The organism is Sphingomonas mali NBRC 15500, from assembly GCF_001598415.1.
GTDB classification, from domain to species: Bacteria; Pseudomonadota; Alphaproteobacteria; order Sphingomonadales; family Sphingomonadaceae; genus Sphingomonas; species Sphingomonas mali.
In genome coordinates, this window is the sequence record NZ_BCYX01000018.1 from 15,163 (window position 1) to 38,129 (window position 22,967).

Sequence of the window (22,967 nt, forward strand, 5' to 3'; positions counted from 1 at the left end):
ATTTAAGCGGCGGTGTTGTGCGGGCCGGTGGAGGATTGCTCACCACAAGCTTCGCATAGTGCGTTGAAGATCGACCGGACCATGTCGTCGGCGATACGATAATAGCGAGTCTGGGCGTCCGCCCGGACTGCGACAGCACCGCCTTCGCGCAACACGCCGAGGTGCTGCGATACGGCCGACTGGGCGAGGCCCGTCAAATCCACCAATTCGTTGACCGATGCCTCGCCCGCGGACAGGCGGCACAGCATGATCAGCCGCTCGCGATTGGCGAGCAGGCGCAGGACGGCCGCCATGCGGTCGGCATTCGCGCGCAATTCGTCGATCGGATCGGTGTGTTTCATGCCGCCAAGGTGAGCGGTCGGTCGTCCTCGCGCAAGACGATGTAGATTGCCGGGATGACAAGGACGGTCAGCAGGGTCGACGAGGCGAGCCCGAACAGCAAGGAGATCGCCAGGCCCTGGAAGATCGGATCGGTCAGGATCACCGCGGCGCCGATCATCGCCGCCGCTGCGGTCAACACGATCGGCTTGAAGCGGATCATGCCGGCTTCGAGCAAGGTGTCGCGCAGCGATTTGTCCGCGCGCCGCGCGTGGCGCACGAAATCGACCAGCAGGATCGAGTTGCGCACGATGATCCCGGCGAGGGCAATGAAGCCGATCATCGACGTGGCGGTGAAGGGCGCGCCGAACATCATGTGCCCTGCGACGATGCCGACCAGCGTCAGCGGGATCGGGGTCAGGATCACCAGCGGCAACTTGAAGCTGCGGAATTGCCCGACCACCAGTACGTAAATGCCGAGCAACGCCACCATGAACGCCGCCCCCATGTCGCGGAACGTCACCCAGGTGATTTCCCACTCGCCGTCCCAGAGCAAAGCCGGCCTGGTTTCGTCCTCCGGCTGTCCGTTCAGGCGTATCTCGGGCTTGGCCAGCCCGGCGCGCTTCCAGTCGAAATGCTCGATTGCGTCGTCGACCGCCAGCATGCCGTAGATCGGCGCTTCGTAGCGGCCGGCGAGCTCGGCGGTCACCATGTCGGCGGCCCGGCCGTCGCGCCGAAACAATTGTGTGTCGCCCGTGGTCATCGACGCGGTGACGACCTCGCCGAGCGGCACCGGCACCGGCCCATTCGGTCCTTGCGTGGCAGCGATCGGAGTCGCCGCCAGGGTCGACGACCAATTGCGCTGCGCCTGGTCGAGCGACACCTCAATCGGAAGCGGGTCGCGCTGGTTGCCGCGCGGCGCATAGCCGACGACCTGATCGCCGAGCAGCGCGGCGATGCTGTCGAAGACCTGGCGTTCCGACAGCCCGTAATAATCGAGCTTGGCGCGATCGGGGACCAGGCGGAGTTGCGGGCGGGGCGTGCCGAAGCTGTTGTCGACATCGACGATGTAAGGAATGCCCTTGAACAGCCGTTCGACCGTCGCCGCCGTGGCCCGGCGATTGGCTTCGTCGGGCCCGTATATTTCGGCGAGCAGCGTCGCGAGCACTGGCGGCCCCGGCGGTGTCTCGACCACCTTGATCGAACCGTCGGCGGGAAGGGCGATCGACTTCAGCCGATTGCGCAGATCGACCGCGATTGCATGGCTCGACCGAGACCGGTCGCCCTTGGGCTGGAGCGTCACCATCAGGTCACCCATTTCCGGACGGTTGCGCAGAAAATAGTGCCGCACGAGCCCGTTGAAATTGAACGGCGCCGATGTGCCGACATAGGCTTCCATCGAGGTGACTTCGGGCACGGCGCGGGCGACCGCCGCCGCCTGGTCGATCATGCGCGCGGTGTTCTCCAGGCTCGTGCCCTCGGGCATGTCGACGACGAGTTGGACCTCCGATTTGTTATCGAACGGCAGCAACTTCACGGTGACCGCCTTGAAATAGAACATCGAGCAGGCGACGAGCGTCGCCACGCCGACCGCGATCAGGAACGTGCTGGCCGACCGCCGTGTCGCGATCACGCGGGAGGCAACCCGCGCATAGAGCTTGCCGAGCTTGCCGCCATGGGCATCCTGGTGGCCCTGGCCGCCAAGCGACTTGCGCGCGAAGCGGATCATCAGCCACGGCGCGATGATCACCGCTACGAAGAACGAAAAGATCATCGCCGCGGACGCGTTGACCGGGATCGGTGCCATGTACGGCCCCATCAGCCCGGAGACGAACAGCATCGGCAGCAGCGCGGCGACGACGGTGGTGGTGGCGACGATGGTCGGGTTGCCGACCTCGGCGACCGCGCCGATCGCGGCGTCGACACGGTTGCGATCGTCGTCCATCGCCCAGTGACGGGCGATATTCTCGATCATCACGATCGCGTCGTCGACCAGGATGCCGATCGAGAAGATCAGGGCGAACAGGCTCACCCGGTTGATCGTGAAGCCCATGATCTTGGAGGCGAACATCGTCAGCAGGATCGTCGTCGGGATGACGATCGCGGTCACCCCGGCTTCGCGCCACCCGATCGCGAACCCGATCAACAGAACGATCGACACGGTCGCGAGGCCGAGATGGAACAGCAACTCGTTCGCTTTGTCGTTGGCCGTTTCCCCGTAATTTCGAGTCACGGAGACGGTCACGCTGTCGGGGATCAGGCTGCCGCTCAGCGAGCCGACGCGGCGCACGATGGCGTCCGACACAGTCACGGCATTGGCGCCCGGACGCTTGGCGATCGCCAGACTGACCGCGGGTGCCTTCGACCATGCGCCGCCCTGCCTCGCCCAGCGCCAGGACCGTGCCTGGTCCTGGCCCGGGCTTTCGGTCACCGTCGCGACGTCGCGCAGATAGATCGCCTCGCCGCTGACCGACCGCACGGTCAGCAGGCCGACATCCGCCGCGCTCGTCAGCATACGCCCCGCCACGACGTCGGCCGCTCCGCCACGCTCGCGGACCGATCCCGCGGGGAAGGCGCGGTTCGCCTGGGTCGCGGCCTCGATCACCGCACCCAGCGTGACTCGTCGCGCCGCGAGCCTGGCCGGATCGGGCACGACGCGAATCCGCTGCTGCTGGCCGCCGATAATGAAGGACAGGCCGACATCATCGACCTTGGCCACCTCGGTCTGCAGCCGGCCGGCCAGATCGCGAAGCGACTGGTCGGTCCATCGGCCCGGTGCATTCGCCTTCGGCGTCAGAGTCAGGACGACAATGGGCACGTCATTGATCCCGCGCACCGTGACCTTGGGCGCCGGTATCCCGACCGGAATACGGTCGATATTGGCGTTGAGCCGTTCGTTGATGCGGATTGCGGCATCTTCGGGATTGGAGCCGACCAGGAAGCGTGCGGTCACCAGCACGCCGTTATTCTCGGCCTGGGTGTAGACGTGCTCGACTCCATTGACGCTCTTGACGATCGTCTCGAGCGGCTTGGCCACCAGCTCGACGGCATCACCTGCCGACAGGCCTGGCGCCGCGACCTGGATATCGACCATCGGCACGCTGATCTGGGGTTCTTCCTCCCGAGCGATCGTCATCGTCGCGATCAGCCCGACCAGAATCGCTGTCAGCAGGAAGAGCGGCGTGAGCGGCGAGTTGATCGTCGCCCGCGTGATCCGCCCGGAAATGCCCAGCGCCACCGTCAGCGCCCCGGACCGACCAGCGTATCGCCGGCGCCTGCGCCCGACAGGATCTCGACCCTGCCGCCCTCCGCCGGCCTCGTCTGGACAGGCACGGTCGACTGTTGCCCGTCGGGCGCGACGATCATGACATAGTCGATTCCGAAGCGCGTGATGACGAAGGCCGCCGGGACGAGAATGGCTTGACGCTCTCCGATGCCGACATGCGCGGTGACGCGGCGCCCGATCAGCGAGCCGTCGAGCCCGGGCACCGCGACGTCGACGCGAATCTGACCGGCCTCGATCGCGGGATAAACCTTGCTGACCGTGCCGCTCAGGTCATGCCCTTCCGCCACTCCGGAGACCGTCACCAATGTCCCCGAGTAGACGTGGCCGCCGAGCGACTCCGGCAGGTCGAGCCGAACGACGAGCGGGCCGGATGTGACGGTGGCGATCGACGTGCCGGGAGTAACCGCCGACCCCGCGGGGACGTCGGCCACCAATACCCGGCCACTCGATGGCGCCAGGACAAGGCCCTGACCGGCGACGGCGCCCACGGCCGACTGTTGCGAGCGTGCGGCGCGAACCTGCGCAGAGGCCGTCCCGACCGCGGCCTGCGATTGGTCGAGCCGCGCCTTGGCATAGACGCCGCGCTGATACAGATATTCGACGCGTTGAAGATCGGCCTGAGCCTGCCGCAATTGCGCCTCGGCCGCAGCCGCTTGCGCACCATAAGCGGCGGCCTGGTAGCCGAGCTGGTTGTCGACAACCCGGCCGAGCGGCTGGCCTTTCGTCACCATGTCTCCCTTGCGGACGAGCAGCGTCTCCAGCACGCCGGCGATCCGCGCCCGGGCATCGGCGCGGTCGGTCGTCGTGATTTCCCCGCCGACATCCTTCCAGTCCGTGGTGGCCGTCGGCTGCAGCCGAAGCCGCGGACCGCTCGCCGCCGAGCGCGTTTCGACCGGCGTGGCGCGATCCCCCCCGCCGCAGGCGGCGAGCGATGCCAGCGCCGCAGCGGCGAAGGCCGTTCTAAAAGACAGGGTCGTCACGCGTCAGTCCTCTCAGGATCCGGTCACGAGCGGTAAGTTAGCCGCCTTCCAGGCGCCAATCCCTCCGGAAAGATGCGTATCGACCGCCACGCGTGCTGCGGCGCACTTTCCGAGGGCGGTGGCCGAGCGTCGGCCGCCCGCGCAATTGAGGACCAGGACCTTGCCATCGGCGGACGGTAGCGACGTGGGATCGAAGCCCGACAGCGGCAGGTTCATCGCGCCTGCTATGTGTCCGGCCGCGAATTCGTCGGGCTCGCGCACGTCGACCACCATGGCAGTGTCCGCGTCGAGCATCGCCTTCAGCGCCTGCGGATCGAGTTCGCGAACGCGCACGCGATTGCCGAAATCAACCATTGACCACCTCTTGAATTAGAATTTACTAATATCAGATAATGTGCATATTAGAAAAGTGCAATGTATATAAACGAGGAGGCTGAAGTGCCGGTACCTAAAATCGTTGTCCTGGGAGCGGGGCTGGGCGGCACGATCGCTGCTTACGAACTCCGCGCGAAGCTGAGGGACCGCGCCGAGATCGAGCTGGTCGGCAATTCCGAGGATTATTGGTTCGTGCCGTCGAACCCCTGGGTGGCGGTCGGCTGGCGTGAGCCGGAGGCGATCCGGGTGCATCTGCCGCCGGTGATGAAGCGTCACGGCATCGCTTTTACCGCCGCTGGCGCCACCCGCGTCGTGCCGGGCGAGAATCGGCTCGAGCTCGGCGACGGATCGACGATCGACTATGACTATCTGGTCATCGCCACCGGCCCCGATCTGGCATTCGACGAGATTCCGGGATTCGGGCCGCAAGGAAACACGCTGTCGATCTGCCAGACGCAGCATGCCGCCGAGACGCATCGCCGCTTCGAGGAATTGTGCGCGAACCCGCGGCCGATCGTGGTCGGGGCGGCGCAAGGCGCCTCATGCTACGGGCCCGCGTACGAATTCGCGATGATCCTCGACACCGAGCTCAAGCGCCGCGGCGTGCGCGACCGGGTGCCGATGACCTTCGTCACCCCCGAACCTTATATCGGCCATCTCGGGCTCGACGGTGTGGGGGACACCAAGGGTCTGCTCGAAAGTGAGATGCGCGATCGTCACATCAAGTGGATCACCAATGCCAAGGTGATCGGCGTCGATGCCGAGGTCATGCACGTCGAAGAAGTCGACGAGGATGGGAAGACGAAGCGCGCCCACGACATACCGTTTGGCTTCGCCATGCTGCTGCCCGCCTTTCGCGGCGTCGAGGCGGTGCGCGGCATCGAGGGACTGAGCAACCCGCGCGGGTTCATCCTCATCGACAAGCATCAGCGCAATCCCGCCTTCCCCAACATCTTCGCCTTGGGCGTGTGCATCGCGATTCCGCCGGTCGGGCCGACGCCTCTGCCGGTCGGCGTGCCCAAGACCGGTTTCATGATCGAAAGCATGGTGACCGCGACCGTCGAGAATCTCGGCGAGATTATCGACGGCAAGGAGCCGACCCACGAGGCGAGCTGGAATGCGATCTGCCTCGCCGATTTCGGCGACGGCGGCGTGGCGTTCATCGCCAAGCCGCAGATCCCACCACGCAACACCAATTGGGCGGCCGAGGGAAAGTGGGTGCATCTCGCCAAGGTCGGGTTCGAAAAATACTTCCTGCGCAAAATCCGCCGGGGAGAGAGTGAGCCCTTCTACGAAAAGCTCGCGCTGCATGTGCTCGGGGTCAAGAAACTGCGCTTCGACTGAGGAGGATTGCCATGAATATCGATCGTGCCGTGATGGCCTTTGCCGGGTGCATGGTGCTGCTGGGCGCCGTGCTCAGCCTCACCGTCAACGTCTGGTGGATCGCGCTGGCGATCTTCGCTGGCGCCAACATGGTGCAGGCGAGCTTCACCGGATTCTGCCCTGCGGCGATGATCTTCCGCGCGCTCGGCTTGCGTTCGGGGCAGGCGTTCCGCTGATTACGGCTACCGACCGAGCCGCCGCCGTGCCGAGTGGTGCTGCATACAATCCGCTACGCTGTGGCGACGGCGCGGTTCCAAATTTGAGCGCCTGAGGCGCCCTATATCTGGTCGATCCTGCCGGACGTTCTCGGCGGTGGCGCCACCTACGCATGGCTCCGCGTCGGCGTACGCGAGGTCCGGACAGCGACCGTCGACGAGCGCGACGGACCGGTCGCATCCGGGGCAATACGGATGGAGATCGATCGGCCCGCCCGGCACAGTCCGCCCGACACACTGGCTTCAGGCGGAACAGGCATCATGACGATCCGACATCTCGACGCGCTCAACCACCCGCAATCGATCGCCATCATCGGCGGATCGAGCAAGGCCGGATCGCTCGGCACGCGCGTGCTGGAGAATATCATCGACGGCGGCTTCGCGGGGACGGTGTTCGCGGTAAATCCCGACAAGGTCGAACTGGATGACGTCTGGTGGGTGGAGTCGATCGCCGACCTGCCGCGCAAGCCCGACCTGGCGGTTGTCGTCACGCCTGCCGCGACCATTCCCGCGATCATCGATCAGCTGGGAGCGATCGGTACGAAGGTCGTGGCCGTGATTTCGACGGTCCCGCATGACGCCGCCGCGCGTCAGGCGATGCTCGATGCCGCGCGGCCCCACGACGTCCGCCTGATCGGGCCCAATTGCCTGGGATTGCTGCTGCCGCATGCCGGGCTCAATGCCTCATTCGCGCCGCGCAATGCGGCCGCCGGACGGCTCGCTTTCCTGTCGCAAAGCGGCGCGCTCGTCACTGCGATGCTCGATTGGGCGGCCGACCGGCATGTCGGCTTTTCGGGCGTGGTGTCGTTGGGCGACATGGCCGATGTCGATCTCGGCGACCTGATCGACTTCTACGCCGGCGATCCGCATACCGAGGCGATCCTGCTCTATGTCGAGCAGGTGACCAACCCGGCCAAGTTCATGTCGGCGGCGCGCGCCGCGTCTCGCATCAAACCGGTGATCGCGATCAAGGCCGGGCGCACAGAAGGTGCCGGCAAGGCGGCGTTCTCGCATACCGGGGCGCTGACCGGATCGTACGACGTCTACGCCGCTGCCTTCCGCCGCGCAGGCATCATCCTGGTCGATATCTTGGGCGAATTGTTCGACGCGGCGCAGATCCTGTCGCGCTACCGCCCGCCTTATGGTGACCGGCTGGCGATCATATCGAACGGCGGCGGGGCAGGGGTACTCGCAGCCGATGCCTTGCCTGGTGCCGGCGCGCGCCTCGCGACCCTGTCGGCGGCAACGATCGACGCGCTCGATCCCGACCTGCCGGCAGGATGGTCGCGTGCCAATCCCGTGGATGTCGTCGGCGACGCGCGCGCCGAGCGTTTCTCGGTCGCGACGCGCGCCGTCCTCGCCGATTCGGCGGTCGATGCTGCGCTGGTCATCCATTGCCCGACCGCAGTCGCGACGGGCGAGGAGATCGCCAGGGGCGTGATCGCGGCACGCGCCGACGCAGGGGGGCGCAAGCCGCTGATCGCTTGCTGGATGGGGCCGCGTAACGCGGAAGCGGCGAGGACGCTGTTCGACGCCGCCGGCATTCCCGTCTTCGACAATCTGGACGATGCGGTCCGTGCGTTCGGTTACCTCGCCAAGGCGAGCGCCGCCCGTGAGGCGCTGATGCGCGCGCCTGCGCACCAGCTCGTCCCCGCCAGCGATAGCGCCCGCGCGCGCGCCATCATCGTCGGCGCCCGCAATGCGGGCCGACAGCAACTCTCGGCAACCGAGGCGAAAGCGGTGATCGGCGCCTATGGCATTCCGGTGGTACGAGGAATGCTTGCCCGCGATAGCGATGCCATAGCGCGGGTCTGTGCCGATCTGCCGCCGCCCTATGCGGTGAAGGTGGTCTCGCCGCAATTGCCGCATAAGTCCGATGTCGGTGGTGTCGCGCTCGACGTCGCGACCGTGGAAGACGCGCAGCGCGTTGCGGCAGAGATGGCGGCCAGGTTGGGACACGAGTATCCCAAAGCGTCGATCACCGGGTTCGAGATCGAGTCGATGGTCAATTCTCCCTCGGGCCGCGAATTGCTGATCGGCGTCGCGCGCGATCCGACCTTTGGTCCGGTGATCGCCTTCGGTGCCGGTGGCAAGACAGTCCAGGTGACACGCGACGTCGCCTTCGGACTGCCGCCGCTCGACAATGTGCTGGCGGGCGAAATGATCTCCGGAACGCGCGTGGCGACGCTGCTTGGCGCCTATCGCGACGTACCCGCAGGCGACATCGACGCCGTGGTGCGCGCGCTCAATGCGGTGTCGGCGCTGGTCATCGATATGCCCGAAATCGCCGAGCTCGACATCAATCCGTTGCTCGTCGACGAGCACGGCGCGATCGCGCTCGATGCCCGGATCGGACTGTCGCTTGACGAGGCGCGCTCTCGGCTCGTGATCCGGCCGGCGCCGATGGAATGGACGGCCGATTTGACGACGCGCGGCGGCGTGACGATGCACGTGCGGCCCGTCCTGCCCGACGACGAGGACGCGCTGGCGGATCTCTTCCACCATGTCACGAGCGACGATTTGCGGTTTCGCTTCCTGACCGGTCTGCGCGACGTCGGCCGCGACCGGCTCGTGGCGATGACCCAGATCGATTACTGGCGGACGATGCATTTCCTAGCGTTCGCACCCGACGGCACGGTGATCGCGTCGGCATTGCTGGCGTGCGATCCAGATCGCGAACGCGCCGAACTGGCGGTTTCGGTGCGCAGCGATTTCAAGGATAAGGGCGTTAGCTGGACCCTGGTCGAGCATGTCGTCCGCTACGCCGAGGCCGAGGGTATCGGCGCGATCGAGTCGGTCGAGAGTTGCGAGAACCGGGCCGCACTGGCGCTCGAACGTGAAGCGGGCTTCGTGCCGGTACCGGGCACCGACCTTGGATCGGAAGTAGTATTGCGCCGCACGCTGCGGCAGCCCGCAGCGACGGAGATGGAGCCGGCTGAGTGAGGCGGCGCATCCTGGTGATCGACGGCCATCCCGATCCCGATCGGGCGAGGCTGATCCATGCGCTTGCCGATCGCTATGCGGAGGGCGCACTCTCATGGGAACATGAGGTGCGCCGGATCGATCTCGCGACAACGGAGGTCCCCATCCTACGATCGCGGGAGGAATGGGCCAAGGGCCAGCCCGCGCCGGCGATCGCCGACGCTCAGGCATCGATAGCCTGGGCCGACCATATCGTCTTCTTCTATCCCCTCTGGCTCGGCGACGTGCCGGCGCTGCTCAAGGCCTTCCTCGAGCAGGTCATGCGACCGGGATTCGCGCTGAACGATCAAGCGTCGCTGGGCGGCGGTCTGCTGCGCGGCAAATCGGCCACGGTGGTCGTGACGATGGGGATGCCCGCGGCATTCTACGCCCTGTGGTTCCGCTCGCACAGCGTGAAGAGCCTCGAGCGCAACATCCTGAGGTTCGTCGGCATCAGGCCGGTGCATCACATCCTGTACGGCGCGGTCGAACAGAATGCGGCCAAGCGCGGGCGGTGGCTGGACGACATGTTCATCCTGGGAACGGGCGGGGGCTGACGCTGCCTCGGGCATCCGGCCGCGTCAGGCGCGGAACCAGATCACCGCCGCCGCGAAGATGATCAATACCGCACAACCGGCAAGTGGCAGGGCGGCCTTCGCACCCATCCTGTTGCGCGATGCTATCGCGGTGATGCCCGCCTTCAGCAGCATGTTTGCCGCCACCGGCACCGCCAGCGCGGGACCTGCGAGCATCATCTGATCCGCTGCAGGCAACGAGGAGAAGGCGAGAACAGCCGCGTCGACATCCGCCAGGCCGGTTGCGGTGAACACGACCAGCGGGCCGGAAGATCCCAAAGCGGAAGTGGCCAGCCGCGCACCCAGCGACGCCACCATGGCGATCGTCGCAAAGGCGATGGCGGCGCGCAGTTCGAGCGGGTTGCCGACGGGCTTCCACTCCTTCGTGGAGAGCGCCTTACCATCCCATGCCCACACCGTTATCGTGGCAAGGACGGCCAGGCCTGGCAGGATCGCGGCGGCGGCGTTGGCGAACGCGATCGGAGCGAGAAAGGCGATCAGCACAAGGACGCGCAGGCCCCCGACGATGGAGGCGACGAGCAAGGCGGACGTCAGCATGCCGCCTTCATCATCGTCGCTGTCGCGCATCCGCCGGGCAAGCGCGGCGGTGACGGCGGTTGACGAAACCAGGGCGCCGGCGGCCGCCGTGAGCATCGGACCCTTGCTGCTCGATATATGGTGGCCGGCAAGATAGGCCGCGAACGAGATGCCGCTCACCAAGACCACGACGAACAGCACGCGGTGGGGGTTGATCGCGTCGAACGGCCCCATCCCGCGATCGGGTGCGAGAGGAAACAGGACGAGCGCGACGATGGCGAACTCGGCTGCCGCGCGCATCTCGTCGGCGGACAGGTCGCTGACCAGCTTGTGAAGCCGCTGCCGCGACGACAGGAGGAACATGGCGACCGCCGCACCCGCCAGCGCGGTTACCGGCTCGCCCGAAGCCGCCAGCGCGCCCAGGACCAGGACGAGGAGTCCGGCGATCGCGCCGGTCGCGCTCTGTCCGTCGCTCGCCAAGGTCTGGCGCGAATAGCCGACGATGAGGACGATGCCGCTCAACAGGACGATCGCGACGCCGATCGGGCCGGTGATTAGCGCAGCGGCGCCGCCGACCAGCCCGAGGATGCCGAAGGTCCGAATACCCGCCACGCGGTGACCATCGTCCGCGCTGCGTTCGGTCCAGCCTCGCTCGAGGCCGATCAGCAGGCCGATCGCTCCGGCATAGCCGAGCGACAGCAGAGATTGGCTGGCGTCTGCCATCGCTCTATCGCGACAACAGGACCGGAATCCTCGTTTCGCCGATCAGCCCGGCGGTGACGCCGCCGAACACCAGCTCGCGCAAGCGGCTGTGCGCGAACGCCCCCGCCGCCAACAGGTCGGCGCCGATTTCGAGCGCATGGGTCTGAAGCTGCTCGGCAACGTCGTATCGCTGCTCGAGCCAGACCGATCCAACCTCGAAGCCCAGATGTTCGAGATAGGCGGCGACCGCTCCATGCCCCCGTGCGTCGTCGTCGTGCGTCGGCCGGTCGCCGCAGCTCAGGATATCGACGCGTGCGCCGGGCTCGAGCAGGCTGACCAGGTCGTGGAGCGCGCGGACGGCTTCGGTGGAAGCTTTCCACGCCAGGACGGCGTGTTTGACCGTGGTCAGTGATCGGCCCGGCGGCAGGATGGCGAGCGGCCCACCCGACGCCAGCGCCAGCATCTCGGTGACGCGCCGATACAGATAGGGGATCGCCCAGGTCTCGTGCGAGCCAACCATCGCGAGATCGGCGATCGGTCGCGCCCTCCGCATATCGCCGGCGAGCCAGGCGACGTCGTCGAACAGGCCACGAATGTCGATATCCACCGGCAAGCCGGTAAGAGCGGAGCGCAATTTCGCGACTTGTTCCTCGGAATCGGCCTGCAGCATCTGATCGGGCAGATAGAGCACGCCGAACGGTGCAAGCTCCGGCGCGGCAAGCGGGCCAGGAGTCAGCAGATAGACGAGCAGGCGCGCGCCTATGCGTTCCGCCCGCGCCGCGATCGTACGGATGGTGGCGGCGCCGCTTTCGACGTCGTCCAGTACCGCGAGCATCGTTCCGGTCATCGCATCATCCTCAAGCTGGAAGGGAAATCTCGTCGCGACGCGTCACCTTGAAGCAGAGCTCCTGGCCATCCTGCTCGTGGACCGTCACATATCCGCCGGGAGCGAGCGAGTGCGTTTCGAGATGGAAGAGCGGTTCGTCATCGACCTCGCCCGGCGCGTAGGAGAAGCGCCACGCGCCGGTGTCGTGGATCAGATAGCCATGCCGTTCCGCCTCGTCCGGCCAGGATCGCAGCACGGTCGCCCATTCGGGATGAGCGTGGACAGCCGCGGCGTCGATGGTCCCGTGCTCGTCGAGCGGCGCGCGGAGAAGATAGCAATGCGACGCCGAGCCCTCGGGAAAGTCGTGGCTGCGCGCGAGGTCGAGACGAATGGTGTACCAGGTCATGTCCACTATCCTGCCCGGCGAGGCGCACCGGCACGATGCGTAGATTCCCGGATCAAGCCGCCAGGTCAGCCGCCGGCTGCGCCGATTCGCCCGGATGGTGAAAGGTAGTGCCGAAGGCGGCCACGGGTGGAGCCCGGCGTTTCGTCCGTAACAATACGAATGCCCGGCCGGGCGACCGCCTGACACGATTGCGGACATGCCGAATTGTCCGTCCCTCACGCTTTCGCGTCGCTCGCTTATCGCCGCCGGTGCTGCCTTCGCCATCGGCGCGGCGATCCCGGTCGCCCGGGCTGCGCCAGGATCGGGCCGGTTCGTCGAGCTGCCGCCCATCCCGTCGGCGCACGTCGCCCCGCGCCGTGTCACGGTCTGGCTGCCGGCCGAATATGACCGGGTGAGCTGGGGATTCCCGGTCGTCTATCTTCATGACGGCCAACTCATGGCTGATCCCGACGGCGGCACGTTCCACCCCGGGATCGGCCGCACGCTTGCTGACCTTGTCAGCCGCCAGGCCGCGGAGCCGGCGATCATCGTGGGCATCTGGAGCAGCGGCGACCGCCTTCGCGAGTTCAGTCCCGCGGAATTCATCCCGGGTTTGCCGCAATCGCTCCAGTCGCGGGTGGAATCAGCCTGCGGCGGCCCGGCTTTGTCGGACGCCTATCTCCGCTACCTCGCCGAGGAGCTGAAACCGGCGATCGACCGGCTGCTGCGTACCCGCCCCGGACCGGCCGACACGTCGATCCTTGGCAGTGGGATGGGCGGAATGGCGGCACTTTATGCGGTCGGTCGCCGGCCCGATCTGTTCGGAAACGCTGCCTGGCTCGCCGGGGCGAGCCCGCTCGTCCCTTACGGGGAGATAATTCTGTCCAGTGAGGAAGTGACTGGAGTCGAACAGGCGTTCGAACACGCGTTCGATCGGATCATCCCCAAAGCGGGGCGGCACCGCTTCTATCTCGACTATGGCGATTGCGGCAGCGATCTGTTCGCCTTCCCCTTCCAGGGAGCGGCGGATCCGGTGCTATACCGTCGCGGCTACCGGCGCGGCAGGGACCTGGTGCGCGAAGGCGCGCCACATCCGGATTTTCGTCGCGTCTCCGACGACGAAAAGCTTCGCGCGGCGCTCTCGTTGCTGCTTGGCCCTAGCGGCTGCCCGCCGCGTCCAGGCGAAGACTAATAGAGGCCGCCGAACCGGCCTGCGATCAGGAGACGGCCCGGTCCCATCCGTGATAGCACGGCCGTGAGATCGCTTTCCGCGACGGCGAAACACCCCTCGCTACGCCCCAGTACGCCCGCTCCGCGCGCGATCTCGTCGCTGACGTAACGGGCCGAATGGACGACGATCGCGCGCGCCTCGGCATTATTGTTGGTCTCGTCCAACCCGGCTAGCCGTATCGACCGGCCATGCTTGCCGTTATAATAACCGAGCGTCCGATAGGCACCGTTGGACGTGCAATAGGATCCGGGATCGTTCGAGAAGCGCCGTAGCCAGCCGCTGTGCGAAGGGTCCGATCCCCGACCGTGCGCCACCAGGAAGCTCTCGACCGTGCCGGACGCGACGTTGACCAGATGAAAACGCTTCGCCGACGATGGCGCGGCGAAATCCGCGATCGCGACCAGATCGGTCTGAGCGATACTGCCCGCCCTACGGCGCAGTTCGGCGGTGGCGATGCCGAGCCACCCCTTGCCGGAATCAGCGGCGTGCGCCTGCGGCACGGCGAGGCCAACGGCCGCGCCGGCAGCCGATGCCAGAAATGTTCGACGATCCATACCCACCCATCCTACTCGAGTATGAGTAATTTAGGTCCGTTATGGCCGATTTCCAGTGTCGAGGGCTCTGCCTGTCCTACTTCGGCAACGCCTTGCCCGGTGCGCTTTCGAGCAACGCTCCGCGCGCCGGCGATGTGGCGGCGAGCGAATCCGGAAGGATGAGCACGGTAGCGCCAGGCTCCAGAGTGCCTGAGATCGTCTCTTTCATCCCGGCCGGCAAGGTCACGTCCTGGCTCGTCTCGGAGGTAAGCGGCTTCGCCGGATCCTGGCCCGGCAAGGGCAGCCGCATCCAATGGTCGCCCGAGGCATCGCGCGCTTGCAGCATATAGGCGGCGGGCCGCTCGACCGGCTGGGCAAGGGTGACGGGCGCGGATCCGATCTCCTTGCCGTTGCGCAGGACGATGACCTTGTGGTCAGTCGCGCTGATGACGACGGTGATCGGGCCATCAGGTGAAAGCTCGGGAAACCAGGTCACGCCATCGCCGGCAGGTGGTGGCTCGAGAACCTGCGCCCCCAACATAGGGGCGGGGACAAAGCGCGGCAGCTCGGGACTGTCGGTGATAACCACCACGGTCCCCAGCCGTGTCTCGCCGTAGAGCAATTTGGCAAAAGCATGGGGCAGTCGGATGCAACCGTGCGAGGCAGGATAACCGGGCAGGGTGCCGCCATGGAGGGCGACGCCGTCCCAGGTCAGGCGCTCCATGAAAGGCATCGGTGCACTGTCATAGAGGCTCGAAAAGTGGGTGACCTGCTTTTCGAGGATCGAGAACACGCCGGTTGGCGTGCGGCGCCCGGCACGGCCGGTCGATACGGTCGATATCGCGATCGGCACGCCGTTGCGATAGACGACGAGCCGCTGCGTCGCACGGTTGATGATGATCAGCATCGGTCCGGCGGGGGCGAGTTGCGGCGCCCACAGATACTCGCCCGCCTTCAGCGCGTGGACGGCATCCATGACGGCGCCGCGCTCAAGCGACTGGGCCTGCGCCTGGCTGGAAGACATCGGGGCCAGCGCCATCAGAAAAGCGAATGCGGCTGCAGCACTTATCCCTCCGCGCCTTCGGCGGCTCGGGCTTGATTGCTGCATCGCCCGCATCGGTTCAGGCCGCCAGCTCATCGAACGCCTCGAGGGCGTGCGCGGCGTACATGACCGAGGGCCCGGCGCCCATGTAGATGGCGGTCGCCATCGTCTCGAGGATCTCTTCGCGGTTTGCGCCTTTCTTGGCCGCGCCCTCGGCATGATAGGCAATGCAAGGCGAACAACGCGTCGCGACCGAGATCGCCAGGGCGATCAGTTCCTTGGTCTTGCCATCCAGAGCATCGCCGCCATGCGCCGCCCTGGCCATGTCGGAAAAGCTCTTCATGATGTCGGGCGCGCCATGGCGGAGCGTGCGCACGCCGCCGTTCATGCCTTCGATCAATTCTCGCCAATCCTCGATCACGTTCGTTCTCCGATGAAGGTCGTCAGGACGTCGCCGCCGGCTGACCGGGGAAAGTCGACACGATCGGCCCCGTCGCGTCGCGGCTGCTCTGGCGGTTGCACCATCTTGTCCTCCCGCGTTGAGCGGGATTGGGCTACGATGCGAGCCCCGATGGGCACCATTGGGAATGGTACGTAAGCGGCCCGATAGGCCGCGCCGGTTTCAGGGAATCAGAACGGCCGCGCCCTCCAGACGGCCTTCGCGAAGGGCTGCGAGCGCCTCGTTCGCCTCGTCCAGTTTGAAGCGCGTGACGGTGGTTCGAACGGGGACCTTGGGGGCGATGTCCAGAAAGGCACGCCCATCCTCCCGCGTCAGATTGGCGACGGACAGGATCGACCGCTCGCCCCACAGGTCCGCATAGGGAAAGCTTGGAATATCGCTCATGTGGATCCCCGCGCAGACGACGCGGCTACCTTTCTTGACTGCCTTGAGGGCGAGCGGGACAAGAGCACCGACCGCCGCGAAGATGATCGCCGCATCGAGCGGTTCCGGCGCGGGCTGGTCCGAACCGCCCGCCCAGCGGCACCCGAGCTTCAACGCGAAGTTCTGAGCCTGGCGGTCGCCTGGCCGAGTGAAGGCGTAGACTGAGCGTCCCTGCCAGACGGCGACCTGCGCGATGATATGCGCCGCGGCGCCGAAGCCGTACAGGCCGATCGCTTTGCCGTCGCCCGCCATGACCAAAGACCGATAACCGATCAAACCGGCGCAGAGCAGCGGTGCGGCCTCCGCATCGTCATAGCCTTCGGGTATCGGCAGGCAGAACCGGGCGTCGGCGATGACGTGGCTGGAATAGCCTCCATCCCGCGTGGCGCCCGTGAAGGTCGGATGGTCGCAAAGATTCTCACGGCCGGAGCGGCAATATGGACACGTGCCGCAGGTTCGTCCCAGCCAGGGCACGCCAACGCGGTCGCCGACGGCGATATCGGCAGCATCCGGGCCAAGGGCGATCACGCGGCCGACGATTTCGTGCCCAGGAACGACTGGATAACGCGCGGCGATTTCACCATCGGCCACGTGCAAGTCGGTGCGGCACACACCGCAGGCCGCGACCTCGATCAGAACGTCCGTGCCGGTCGGTTCGGGAATCGGACCTGTGGTCAGCCGGAGCGGTCGACTCGGTGCGTCGATCACCATGGACGTCATGCATGCCATCTCTGCGTCCCGACATTGGATCAGGGCATCCGATCGGCAGCGATGGATGCCTGAGGAGCTGAGACCGCGAAGTACCTTATTAACCGGAAGGACGGTGTTCGTATCTTCCCTTATGATCCAGGGTCAGGACTCATTGATCAGAGCCAGAAGATGACGGTGGTCGCGAGTGCGATCGCGGAGAAGAAGGCCGTCGGGCATCGGTCGTAGCGCGTGGCGACCCGGCGCCAGTCTTTGAGGCGGCCGAACATGATCTCGATGCGGTTTCGCCGTTTGTACCGGCGCTTGTCGTATTTGATCGGCTCGTTGCGCGATTTCGACCTGGAATGCAGGGTTCGATGCCCTTGGCTTGCAGGGCATCTCTGAACGAGTCGGCGTCATAGCCCCCGGTCGGCGAGCAGCCATTGCGCTTTGGACAATTCGTCCAACAATGCCGCTGTACCGATATAATCGCTGATCTGGCATGAAGAAGCTCAAGGGGCGGCCATTCGCATCGGTAACGGCATGGAGCTTTGTGTTCATGCCACCCTTGGTGCGCCCGATCAGCCGTCCGAGATTCCCCTTTTTACCCGCAGGCTCGACGCCGTGCGGTGCGCCTTCATATAGGTCGCATCGATCATCACGATCCTTCGCTCAGCACCCGCCGATCGTCCACCGCGGCTTGCCGCGGCTCTTGGAGCAATGCGCGTATCTCCATGAGGCCGCCGCCAGATTGAAATGAAGCAGTCAATCTGGGCCTAATTCAAGCATTTGGATCTATATTCCTGTCGACAACTCGCGGAGTTTCGGCGCATGAAGTGATGGTTAGGATTCGGATTTCAAAGAGGGATTTGGGGGCATATGCAAGCTGGTAAAAACGCGGCGCGTCCGCGTCTGCGGTCGTTCACGCTTGGAACAAGCGCCCTCGCTCTCGCTATGTCGGCTGCCACGTCCGCCGCGGCGCAGTGCGCGCCAAATCCGACGGTTCCGGGCGGCACCACGCAATGTACCGGCAGCGACACTGCTGGCGTCGTTGTGGCGACGCCCGGTTCGACTGTCGCTGTTGCCGCGGGCGCGACCGTTTCCGCCACGTCGGCGGCAGCCGTGACGATCGATGTCCCCGTCGTTAATTACGGGCCCAATTACGAGACGGTTTCCGTTGCTGGGCTCGTTCGGGGAATCGGGACGCCAGGCATCAGGCTGAACAACGGCACAACGAACGGTGGCTATTATTATGGCCCCACCGCCTCGTTGACCCTGAATGTCGCCGCGGGCGGAGAAGTCAGCGGTACCACCGCGCTCCTTCTTGGCCAGAGCAGCGGCAATACGACCGGGTCGGCGATCGCGACGATCGACAATGCCGGCACGCTGTCCGGCACCAGCGGCATCGCGCTCCAGGCGACCAATCCTGCCCTGGGCGGGTTCGCGTCGATCACTAACCGCAGCGGCGGGACAATCGGCGCGATTTCCGGTCCTGTGGGCGTGCTCAACAATGCAGGCGTCATCGATGGCGGCATCAACAGCGCGATCGATGCGGTGACATCGTATAACCCGTTCATAGGCTGGGGCGCCTGGACCAACACCGGAACGATCACATCTGCGGCGACCAGTGCGACGCTGAACAACGTCGCCGGCACGCTTACCAACAGCGGCACGATATCGAACACCGGCGGCGGCGTTGCCGTGAGAGGCGCCGGTCTCCAGATGTTGACCAACCAAGTCGGTGGCCTGATCGCGGCATCGGGCGGGACCGCCATCGCGGCGACCGGTACCCTGGCGCTCGTCAACGCCGGGACGATCAATGGCGATATCAATATGTCCTCGTCCGCGGGCGCAAGCGGCGCGACGATCGATTCGACCGCCGGGACGGTCAACGGCAACGTGACGCTTGGCGCGGGCAACGATGTTCTGGTCGCGCGTTATGCCGGCACGCCGGCGCTGGTGACCGGCATCACCGGCACGATCAATGGCGGCGGCGGTAACGACAGTGTGAAGATCGTGACCCAGCAGGACACGACGATCAACACCGCCGTGACGATGCCGAGCGGGTTCCAGCAAATCCAGCTCGCCCCGGCTACCGGAACGACGGTAACCCTGGCCGACGGTTTTGCAGCGCCCGGGACGATCGCGCTGGTGGGGTCAGCCCAGTTCGAAGGTGGTTCTGTGGTCAATACGGCCGCTCTGACCTTCTCCGGCCAGGCCTTCACATCGCAGATCTACAATTCGCCTGCTTCGTTCACCAATGCCGGCTCGATTACCACCACCGGCGGCACGATCGGAACGCCCGCCCTGGCGCTCGACGGCGTCACGACTTTCGTCAACACCGGCAGCATCGACGTCGTCGGCACGGGCGTCAGCACTTCCGCCAACGGCACCACGACGAACAGCGGAACGATTACGGCGACCGGTACCGCGCTTACCGCTTTCGACAATATCGTCACCAACAGCGGCACGATCCGGTCAACCGGGGGCATCGGGCTCGCCCTATCGGGCAATGTCGGCTATCCGGCCTCCAATAGCGGGCTGATCGAAGGGGCAACGGTCGGCGTCTATACCAGCATCGATCTGACCAATAGCGGGACGATCCTCGCCACCAATTCCGATGGCACGGCGGTGGTGGTCGATGCCTATGGTTCGCTGATCAACCTCGCCGGCGGGACCGTCGGCAACGGCGGCACCGCGGTGACCGCTTCGATCTTCAATTCCACTGTGGTCAATGCCGGCACGATCAACGGTGATGTGGTGCTGAGGAACGTCTACAGCGGGGCAGGTGAGCGCTACTTCTCGCTACCGGGCGGGGTACTCAACGGCAATCTGTCGCTCGGCGCGGGTGACCTGCTGGTCACCAATATCGTCAATACCGGACCGGGCACCTTCGATGGAATCACCGGCACGGTACGCGCGGACGCCGGCGCGATGCTGCGCTACCAGGTATCGAGCGATGCGTCGGCGACGGTCGGCCCGGTGGGCCCCTTCGGGATTGCCAGCTATCAGCTCAGCGGTAACGCAACGCTCGATCTGATCGCATCGGGCGAAATCACCCAGCAGCTTGCGCTGGCCGGCGCAGGGACGGTGCACCTAAATGCATCGATCAGCACGACATCCACCCCGGCGATCTTCTCGACGTCGTCGATCGTGGCGCGGGGCCAAACCGCCGAGGCGACCCAGCTCGATATCACCAGCACGGGAACGATCACGCTGACGCGCTCCGACAATAGCTACCCGATCGGCGCGGTCTATCTCGGCGGCAACGACAGTTTCACGAACAACGGCACGATCAATATCGTCGATGCGCAGCTTTATTCGCCGACGGCAGCCGTGTTCGGCGGTGCCGCCGTCACCAACAACGGTGCAATCCGGCTCGACGGCGGGATCGGCGTCAACGCGAGCGCCTCACTCATCAATACCGGCACGATCACCCAAGTCGTGGGTGGTACCGCCGCGCAGGGCGTGATCGATGTCGCGGCGCTGGACAATAGCGGCACGATCAGTGTCGATGGCAACGCCGTTGCCAGCTCGCCTTACTTCTATCGGCCGATGCGCATCGTCAACCGCGCAGGGGGCTTGATCGCGACAACCGGATCGCAGTCTGCCGGGATTTTGTCCAACGGCGCCCTGTCTCTCGATAATGCTGGTACGATCTCGGCGGCGCCCGGCTCCATCGCCATCCAGGCTGTAAGCTATGCGACCAACAGCATCCGCAACACCGGCACGATCCGGGGCGACATCCTGCTCGGCTCCGGTGGAAATGTCGTCGAGAATGGCGGCACGATCGATGGTCGATTGACCTTCGGCGCGGGCAACGATCAACTCACTCTGCTGCCCGGATCGACCATCACCGGCATCGTGGACGGAGGAGACGGCGATGATCAGGTGACGTTGGCCGGTGAGGGCAATGGCAGCTTTGCCGGCGCGGTGAATTTCGAGCATCTCGACGTCGCATCGGGCAGCTGGACTTTGACCGGCGCGTCCAGCTTCATCAACGGCACCACCATCGAACGAGGCGCTACTCTTTCCGGGTCTGCCAACTCGTTGACTGACGCTATCGAAGTCGATGGCGCTTTGGTAATCGACCAGCCGGACGATGCGGCGTTCGCCAATCTGCTTAGTGGCACGGGTAACGTCACCAAGCGAGGCGCGGGTTCGCTCAACCTGACCGGGGACAACGGCCGTTTCACTGGCGCTACAATCGTTGCATCCGGCCGGTTGGCGGTGAACGGATCGCTGGCGAACTCGATTGTCACGGTTGCGAGCGGCGCCACTTTGGGCGGCAACGGCGTGGTCGGCGGCGTGGTGGCGCAGAGCGGATCTATCGTGGCTCCGGGCAATTCGATCGGCGATCTGCATGTAGCTGGGAACTATGCCCAAGCGTCGGGCTCGACGTATCAGGTCCAGCTGAGCTCGACGGGCATGGCCGACCGGATCGACGTGACAGGAAGCGCGACCATCGCTTCGGGCGCGATCATGAACATCGAGAAGATCGATGCCGCACCTTATGTGCTGGGTACGCACTACACCGTGCTCGATGCGGCAGGCGGGGTGACCGGCACCTATACGCTGACCGGCGACACACAGCTTTCGCGCTTCCTGGGGCTGGCGCTCTCCTATGGTCCGCAGGGCGTGTATCTCGACGTAGCGAAAACCAAGACATTTGCATCGGCGGGGGTAACGCCGAACCAGGTGGCGATCGGCGGCAGCCTCGACAACCTACCCCTTTCAAACTCGGTCGTGGGCGCGATAGCGCTAATGCCCGATGATGCAACGGCCGATGCTGCGCTCAACCAGCTCTCCGGCGAGATCCATGCGTCCGCCAAAACCGCGATACTCGAAGACAGCCGGTTGGTGCGCGACCTGACGATCGGGCACATGGTGAGCGAACAGGATCGAGGTACGGGCACCGGCATCTGGGGCCAGGGCGTCGGCTCGTGGGCCTCGAACGACAGTAACGGCAATGCCGCGCGGATGACGCGCTCGAACGGCGGGCTGGTGATCGGCGTCGACATCGCGCCGGTCGATGGCCTCCGATTCGGATTGCTCGGGAGCTACACCCACGGCTCGTTGAGCATCCCGGCGCGTGCGTCATCGGCCAAGATCACCAGCTATAGCCTGGGTGCCTATGGCGGTGCGAGCATGGGTCACGTGCAACTGCGGTTCGGCGGCAATTATGCCTGGAATAGCCTGCGTACCACGCGCGGGGTCGCTTTCTCCGGGTTCAGCGATCGCCTGACCGCACGCTACAACGGGTCGACCGCGCAGGCGTTTGGCGACGTCGGGTACACGATCGGCACCACTCGTACGCATATCGAGCCGTTCGCGCAGGCTGCGTGGATCGACGTCGCGACCGATCCCTTTACCGAACAAGGCGGAACTGCCGCGGTCACGGCCAGGAAGCGCTCGCAAGCGATCACGCTCACCACGCTTGGCCTGCGTGGTGCCGTCGGGTTCTCGCTCGGCAGCATCGCCGCCAATGTGCATGCCACCGCCGGGTGGCGCCACGCCAGCGGCGATACTGCGCCAACCGCTTCATTAGCGTTCGCAGGCGGCAACTCATTCCTGATCGCTGGCCTGCCGATCGCCAAGGACAGTGCCACGCTCGACGCCGGGATCGACTTCGATCTCGCGCCCGCGATCCGGCTCAATGTCGCCTATACCGGCCAGATCGGCGCTCATGCCCAGGATAATGGCATCAAAGCCGGTGTTTCTTGGCAGTTCTGACAACGGCTATAGTCGCTCGCGCTTGCTAAAGGACGGTCGGGAATCTTGTACTGATCGGCGCCGTGTTTTCGATCGGCCCAAACTGGTTCGTTGGGCAAAAAAAGATCGTCATGTCCGCTTCTGTTTGGCCGGATAGAAAGGGCATCGCGGGCATGGACGTTCGGTTCGTTGGATGAGGCTGCCAAGACCGGCCGGTCGGGGGGCCGCCCAATTGCGGTCGATCGCCTCGGCCTAGCTACGGCCGGTTTCGGATCGACGACGACCGTGCTGAACGGCTGTTGTTGAGGCGCAAAGCCGACGCTCCGGTTCCGACCG

The 22,967-nt window shown here is 65.5% G+C and carries 17 protein-coding genes and 1 pseudogene; 6 read left to right on the plus strand and 12 right to left on the minus strand.

The genetic code is table 11. From position 1 onward, the window contains the following. Window positions 1-2: 2 nt before the first annotated feature. From SMA01S_RS13975 to SMA01S_RS13990, 4 genes are read right to left on the minus strand one after another with little or no spacing between them, the layout of a single operon-like run. On the minus strand, window positions 3-341 hold the full coding sequence (locus tag SMA01S_RS13975; RefSeq protein ID WP_066823375.1) for an ArsR/SmtB family transcription factor: 339 nt from the start codon (window positions 339-341) through the stop codon (window positions 3-5). Next, the gene (locus SMA01S_RS13980) at window positions 338-3,556 is read right to left on the minus strand and encodes an efflux RND transporter permease subunit (RefSeq protein WP_066823378.1); all 3,219 of its coding nucleotides are present in this window, start codon (window positions 3,554-3,556) and stop codon (window positions 338-340) included. The genes SMA01S_RS13975 and SMA01S_RS13980 overlap by 4 nt, the downstream gene beginning before the upstream one ends. Before the next feature lie 2 nt (window positions 3,557-3,558). After that, window positions 3,559-4,584 (minus strand): efflux RND transporter periplasmic adaptor subunit, encoded by a 1,026-nt coding sequence (locus tag SMA01S_RS13985; RefSeq protein ID WP_066823381.1) that lies wholly within the window; start codon window positions 4,582-4,584, stop codon window positions 3,559-3,561. 12 nt (window positions 4,585-4,596) lie between these two features. Continuing rightward, window positions 4,597-4,938: a rhodanese-like domain-containing protein gene (locus tag SMA01S_RS13990; protein ID WP_066823384.1), complete on the minus strand. Its 342-nt coding sequence runs from the start codon at window positions 4,936-4,938 to the stop codon at window positions 4,597-4,599. 84 nt (window positions 4,939-5,022) lie between these two features. Here SMA01S_RS13990 and SMA01S_RS13995 point away from each other — a divergent pair, with 84 nt between their 5' ends. From SMA01S_RS13995 to SMA01S_RS14010, 4 genes are all read left to right on the plus strand, one after another. Beyond that, complete coding sequence (locus SMA01S_RS13995) at window positions 5,023-6,303, plus strand: NAD(P)/FAD-dependent oxidoreductase (RefSeq protein ID WP_174543150.1); 1,281 nt, start codon at window positions 5,023-5,025, stop codon at window positions 6,301-6,303. 11 nt (window positions 6,304-6,314) lie between these two features. Next, window positions 6,315-6,518 (plus strand): YgaP family membrane protein, encoded by a 204-nt coding sequence (locus SMA01S_RS14000; protein WP_066823390.1) that lies wholly within the window; start codon window positions 6,315-6,317, stop codon window positions 6,516-6,518. Between the two features lie 300 nt (window positions 6,519-6,818). Next, a complete protein-coding gene (locus tag SMA01S_RS14005; RefSeq protein ID WP_169804238.1) occupies window positions 6,819-9,500 on the plus strand; it encodes a bifunctional acetate--CoA ligase family protein/GNAT family N-acetyltransferase in 2,682 nt (893 codons plus the stop codon). Next, the gene (locus SMA01S_RS14010; RefSeq protein WP_066823393.1) at window positions 9,497-10,075 is read left to right on the plus strand and encodes an NAD(P)H-dependent oxidoreductase; all 579 of its coding nucleotides are present in this window, start codon (window positions 9,497-9,499) and stop codon (window positions 10,073-10,075) included. Before SMA01S_RS14005 ends, SMA01S_RS14010 begins: the two co-directional genes overlap by 4 nt. 24 nt (window positions 10,076-10,099) lie before the next feature. Here the strand turns inward: SMA01S_RS14010 and SMA01S_RS14015 are convergent, their stop codons facing one another. From SMA01S_RS14015 to SMA01S_RS14025, 3 genes are read right to left on the minus strand one after another with little or no spacing between them, the layout of a single operon-like run. Continuing rightward, window positions 10,100-11,353, minus strand: a complete 1,254-nt coding sequence (locus SMA01S_RS14015; protein WP_066823395.1) for an MgtC/SapB family protein — start codon at window positions 11,351-11,353, stop codon at window positions 10,100-10,102. 4 nt (window positions 11,354-11,357) lie between these two features. Beyond that, entirely contained in the window at window positions 11,358-12,179 is an 822-nt protein-coding gene (locus SMA01S_RS14020) for a universal stress protein (RefSeq protein WP_066823398.1), read from the minus strand. Between the two features lie 10 nt (window positions 12,180-12,189). After that, on the minus strand, window positions 12,190-12,564 hold the full coding sequence (locus tag SMA01S_RS14025; RefSeq protein WP_245649282.1) for a sortase family protein: 375 nt from the start codon (window positions 12,562-12,564) through the stop codon (window positions 12,190-12,192). 196 nt (window positions 12,565-12,760) lie between these two features. On the opposite strand from SMA01S_RS14025, the gene SMA01S_RS14030 reads away from it, so the two are divergent. Further along, window positions 12,761-13,735, plus strand: a complete 975-nt coding sequence (locus tag SMA01S_RS14030; protein ID WP_066823399.1) for an alpha/beta hydrolase — start codon at window positions 12,761-12,763, stop codon at window positions 13,733-13,735. Here SMA01S_RS14030 and SMA01S_RS14035 read toward each other — a convergent pair. From SMA01S_RS14035 to SMA01S_RS25445, 5 genes and pseudogenes are all read right to left on the minus strand, one after another. Then, entirely contained in the window at window positions 13,732-14,328 is a 597-nt protein-coding gene (locus SMA01S_RS14035; protein ID WP_066823401.1) for a murein L,D-transpeptidase catalytic domain-containing protein, read from the minus strand. The genes SMA01S_RS14030 and SMA01S_RS14035 overlap by 4 nt on opposite strands. A gap of 76 nt (window positions 14,329-14,404) precedes the next feature. Then, window positions 14,405-15,445 (minus strand): L,D-transpeptidase family protein, encoded by a 1,041-nt coding sequence (locus tag SMA01S_RS14040; protein WP_369405670.1) that lies wholly within the window; start codon window positions 15,443-15,445, stop codon window positions 14,405-14,407. Beyond that, window positions 15,429-15,770: a carboxymuconolactone decarboxylase family protein gene (locus SMA01S_RS14045; RefSeq protein WP_066823405.1), complete on the minus strand. Its 342-nt coding sequence runs from the start codon at window positions 15,768-15,770 to the stop codon at window positions 15,429-15,431. The genes SMA01S_RS14040 and SMA01S_RS14045 overlap by 17 nt, the downstream gene beginning before the upstream one ends. Window positions 15,771-15,971: 201 nt before the next feature. Then, complete coding sequence (locus SMA01S_RS14050; protein WP_369405671.1) at window positions 15,972-16,952, minus strand: zinc-dependent alcohol dehydrogenase family protein; 981 nt, start codon at window positions 16,950-16,952, stop codon at window positions 15,972-15,974. 146 nt (window positions 16,953-17,098) lie between these two features. Beyond that, window positions 17,099-17,596: pseudogene (locus SMA01S_RS25445) on the minus strand (IS5 family transposase); the annotation flags it as partial. A gap of 277 nt (window positions 17,597-17,873) precedes the next feature. Between SMA01S_RS25445 and SMA01S_RS14060 the strand changes: the two are divergent. After that, window positions 17,874-22,652 carry an autotransporter domain-containing protein gene (locus tag SMA01S_RS14060; protein WP_066823410.1) on the plus strand — a complete coding sequence of 1,593 codons (4,779 nt, stop codon included), beginning with the start codon at window positions 17,874-17,876 and terminating at the stop codon, window positions 22,650-22,652. Window positions 22,653-22,967: the final 315 nt, after the last annotated feature.

Coding starts and splice junctions, on each gene's coding strand:
- SMA01S_RS14025 (WP_245649282.1), bottom strand. CDS start 12,564: ATGACCTGGTACACCATTCGTCTCGACCTCGCGCGCAGCCACGACTTT.
- SMA01S_RS14000 (WP_066823390.1), top strand. CDS start 6,315: ATGAATATCGATCGTGCCGTGATGGCCTTTGCCGGGTGCATGGTGCTG.
- SMA01S_RS14005 (WP_169804238.1), top strand. CDS start 6,819: ATGACGATCCGACATCTCGACGCGCTCAACCACCCGCAATCGATCGCC.
- SMA01S_RS14040 (WP_369405670.1), bottom strand. CDS start 15,445: ATGAGCTGGCGGCCTGAACCGATGCGGGCGATGCAGCAATCAAGCCCG.
- SMA01S_RS14020 (WP_066823398.1), bottom strand. CDS start 12,179: ATGACCGGAACGATGCTCGCGGTACTGGACGACGTCGAAAGCGGCGCC.
- SMA01S_RS14030 (WP_066823399.1), top strand. CDS start 12,761: ATGCCGAATTGTCCGTCCCTCACGCTTTCGCGTCGCTCGCTTATCGCC.
- SMA01S_RS14060 (WP_066823410.1), top strand. CDS start 17,874: ATGTCGGCTGCCACGTCCGCCGCGGCGCAGTGCGCGCCAAATCCGACG.
- SMA01S_RS13990 (WP_066823384.1), bottom strand. CDS start 4,938: ATGGTTGATTTCGGCAATCGCGTGCGCGTTCGCGAACTCGATCCGCAG.
- SMA01S_RS14050 (WP_369405671.1), bottom strand. CDS start 16,952: ATGACGTCCATGGTGATCGACGCACCGAGTCGACCGCTCCGGCTGACC.
- SMA01S_RS14035 (WP_066823401.1), bottom strand. CDS start 14,328: ATGGATCGTCGAACATTTCTGGCATCGGCTGCCGGCGCGGCCGTTGGC.
- SMA01S_RS13975 (WP_066823375.1), bottom strand. CDS start 341: ATGAAACACACCGATCCGATCGACGAATTGCGCGCGAATGCCGACCGC.
- SMA01S_RS14015 (WP_066823395.1), bottom strand. CDS start 11,353: ATGGCAGACGCCAGCCAATCTCTGCTGTCGCTCGGCTATGCCGGAGCG.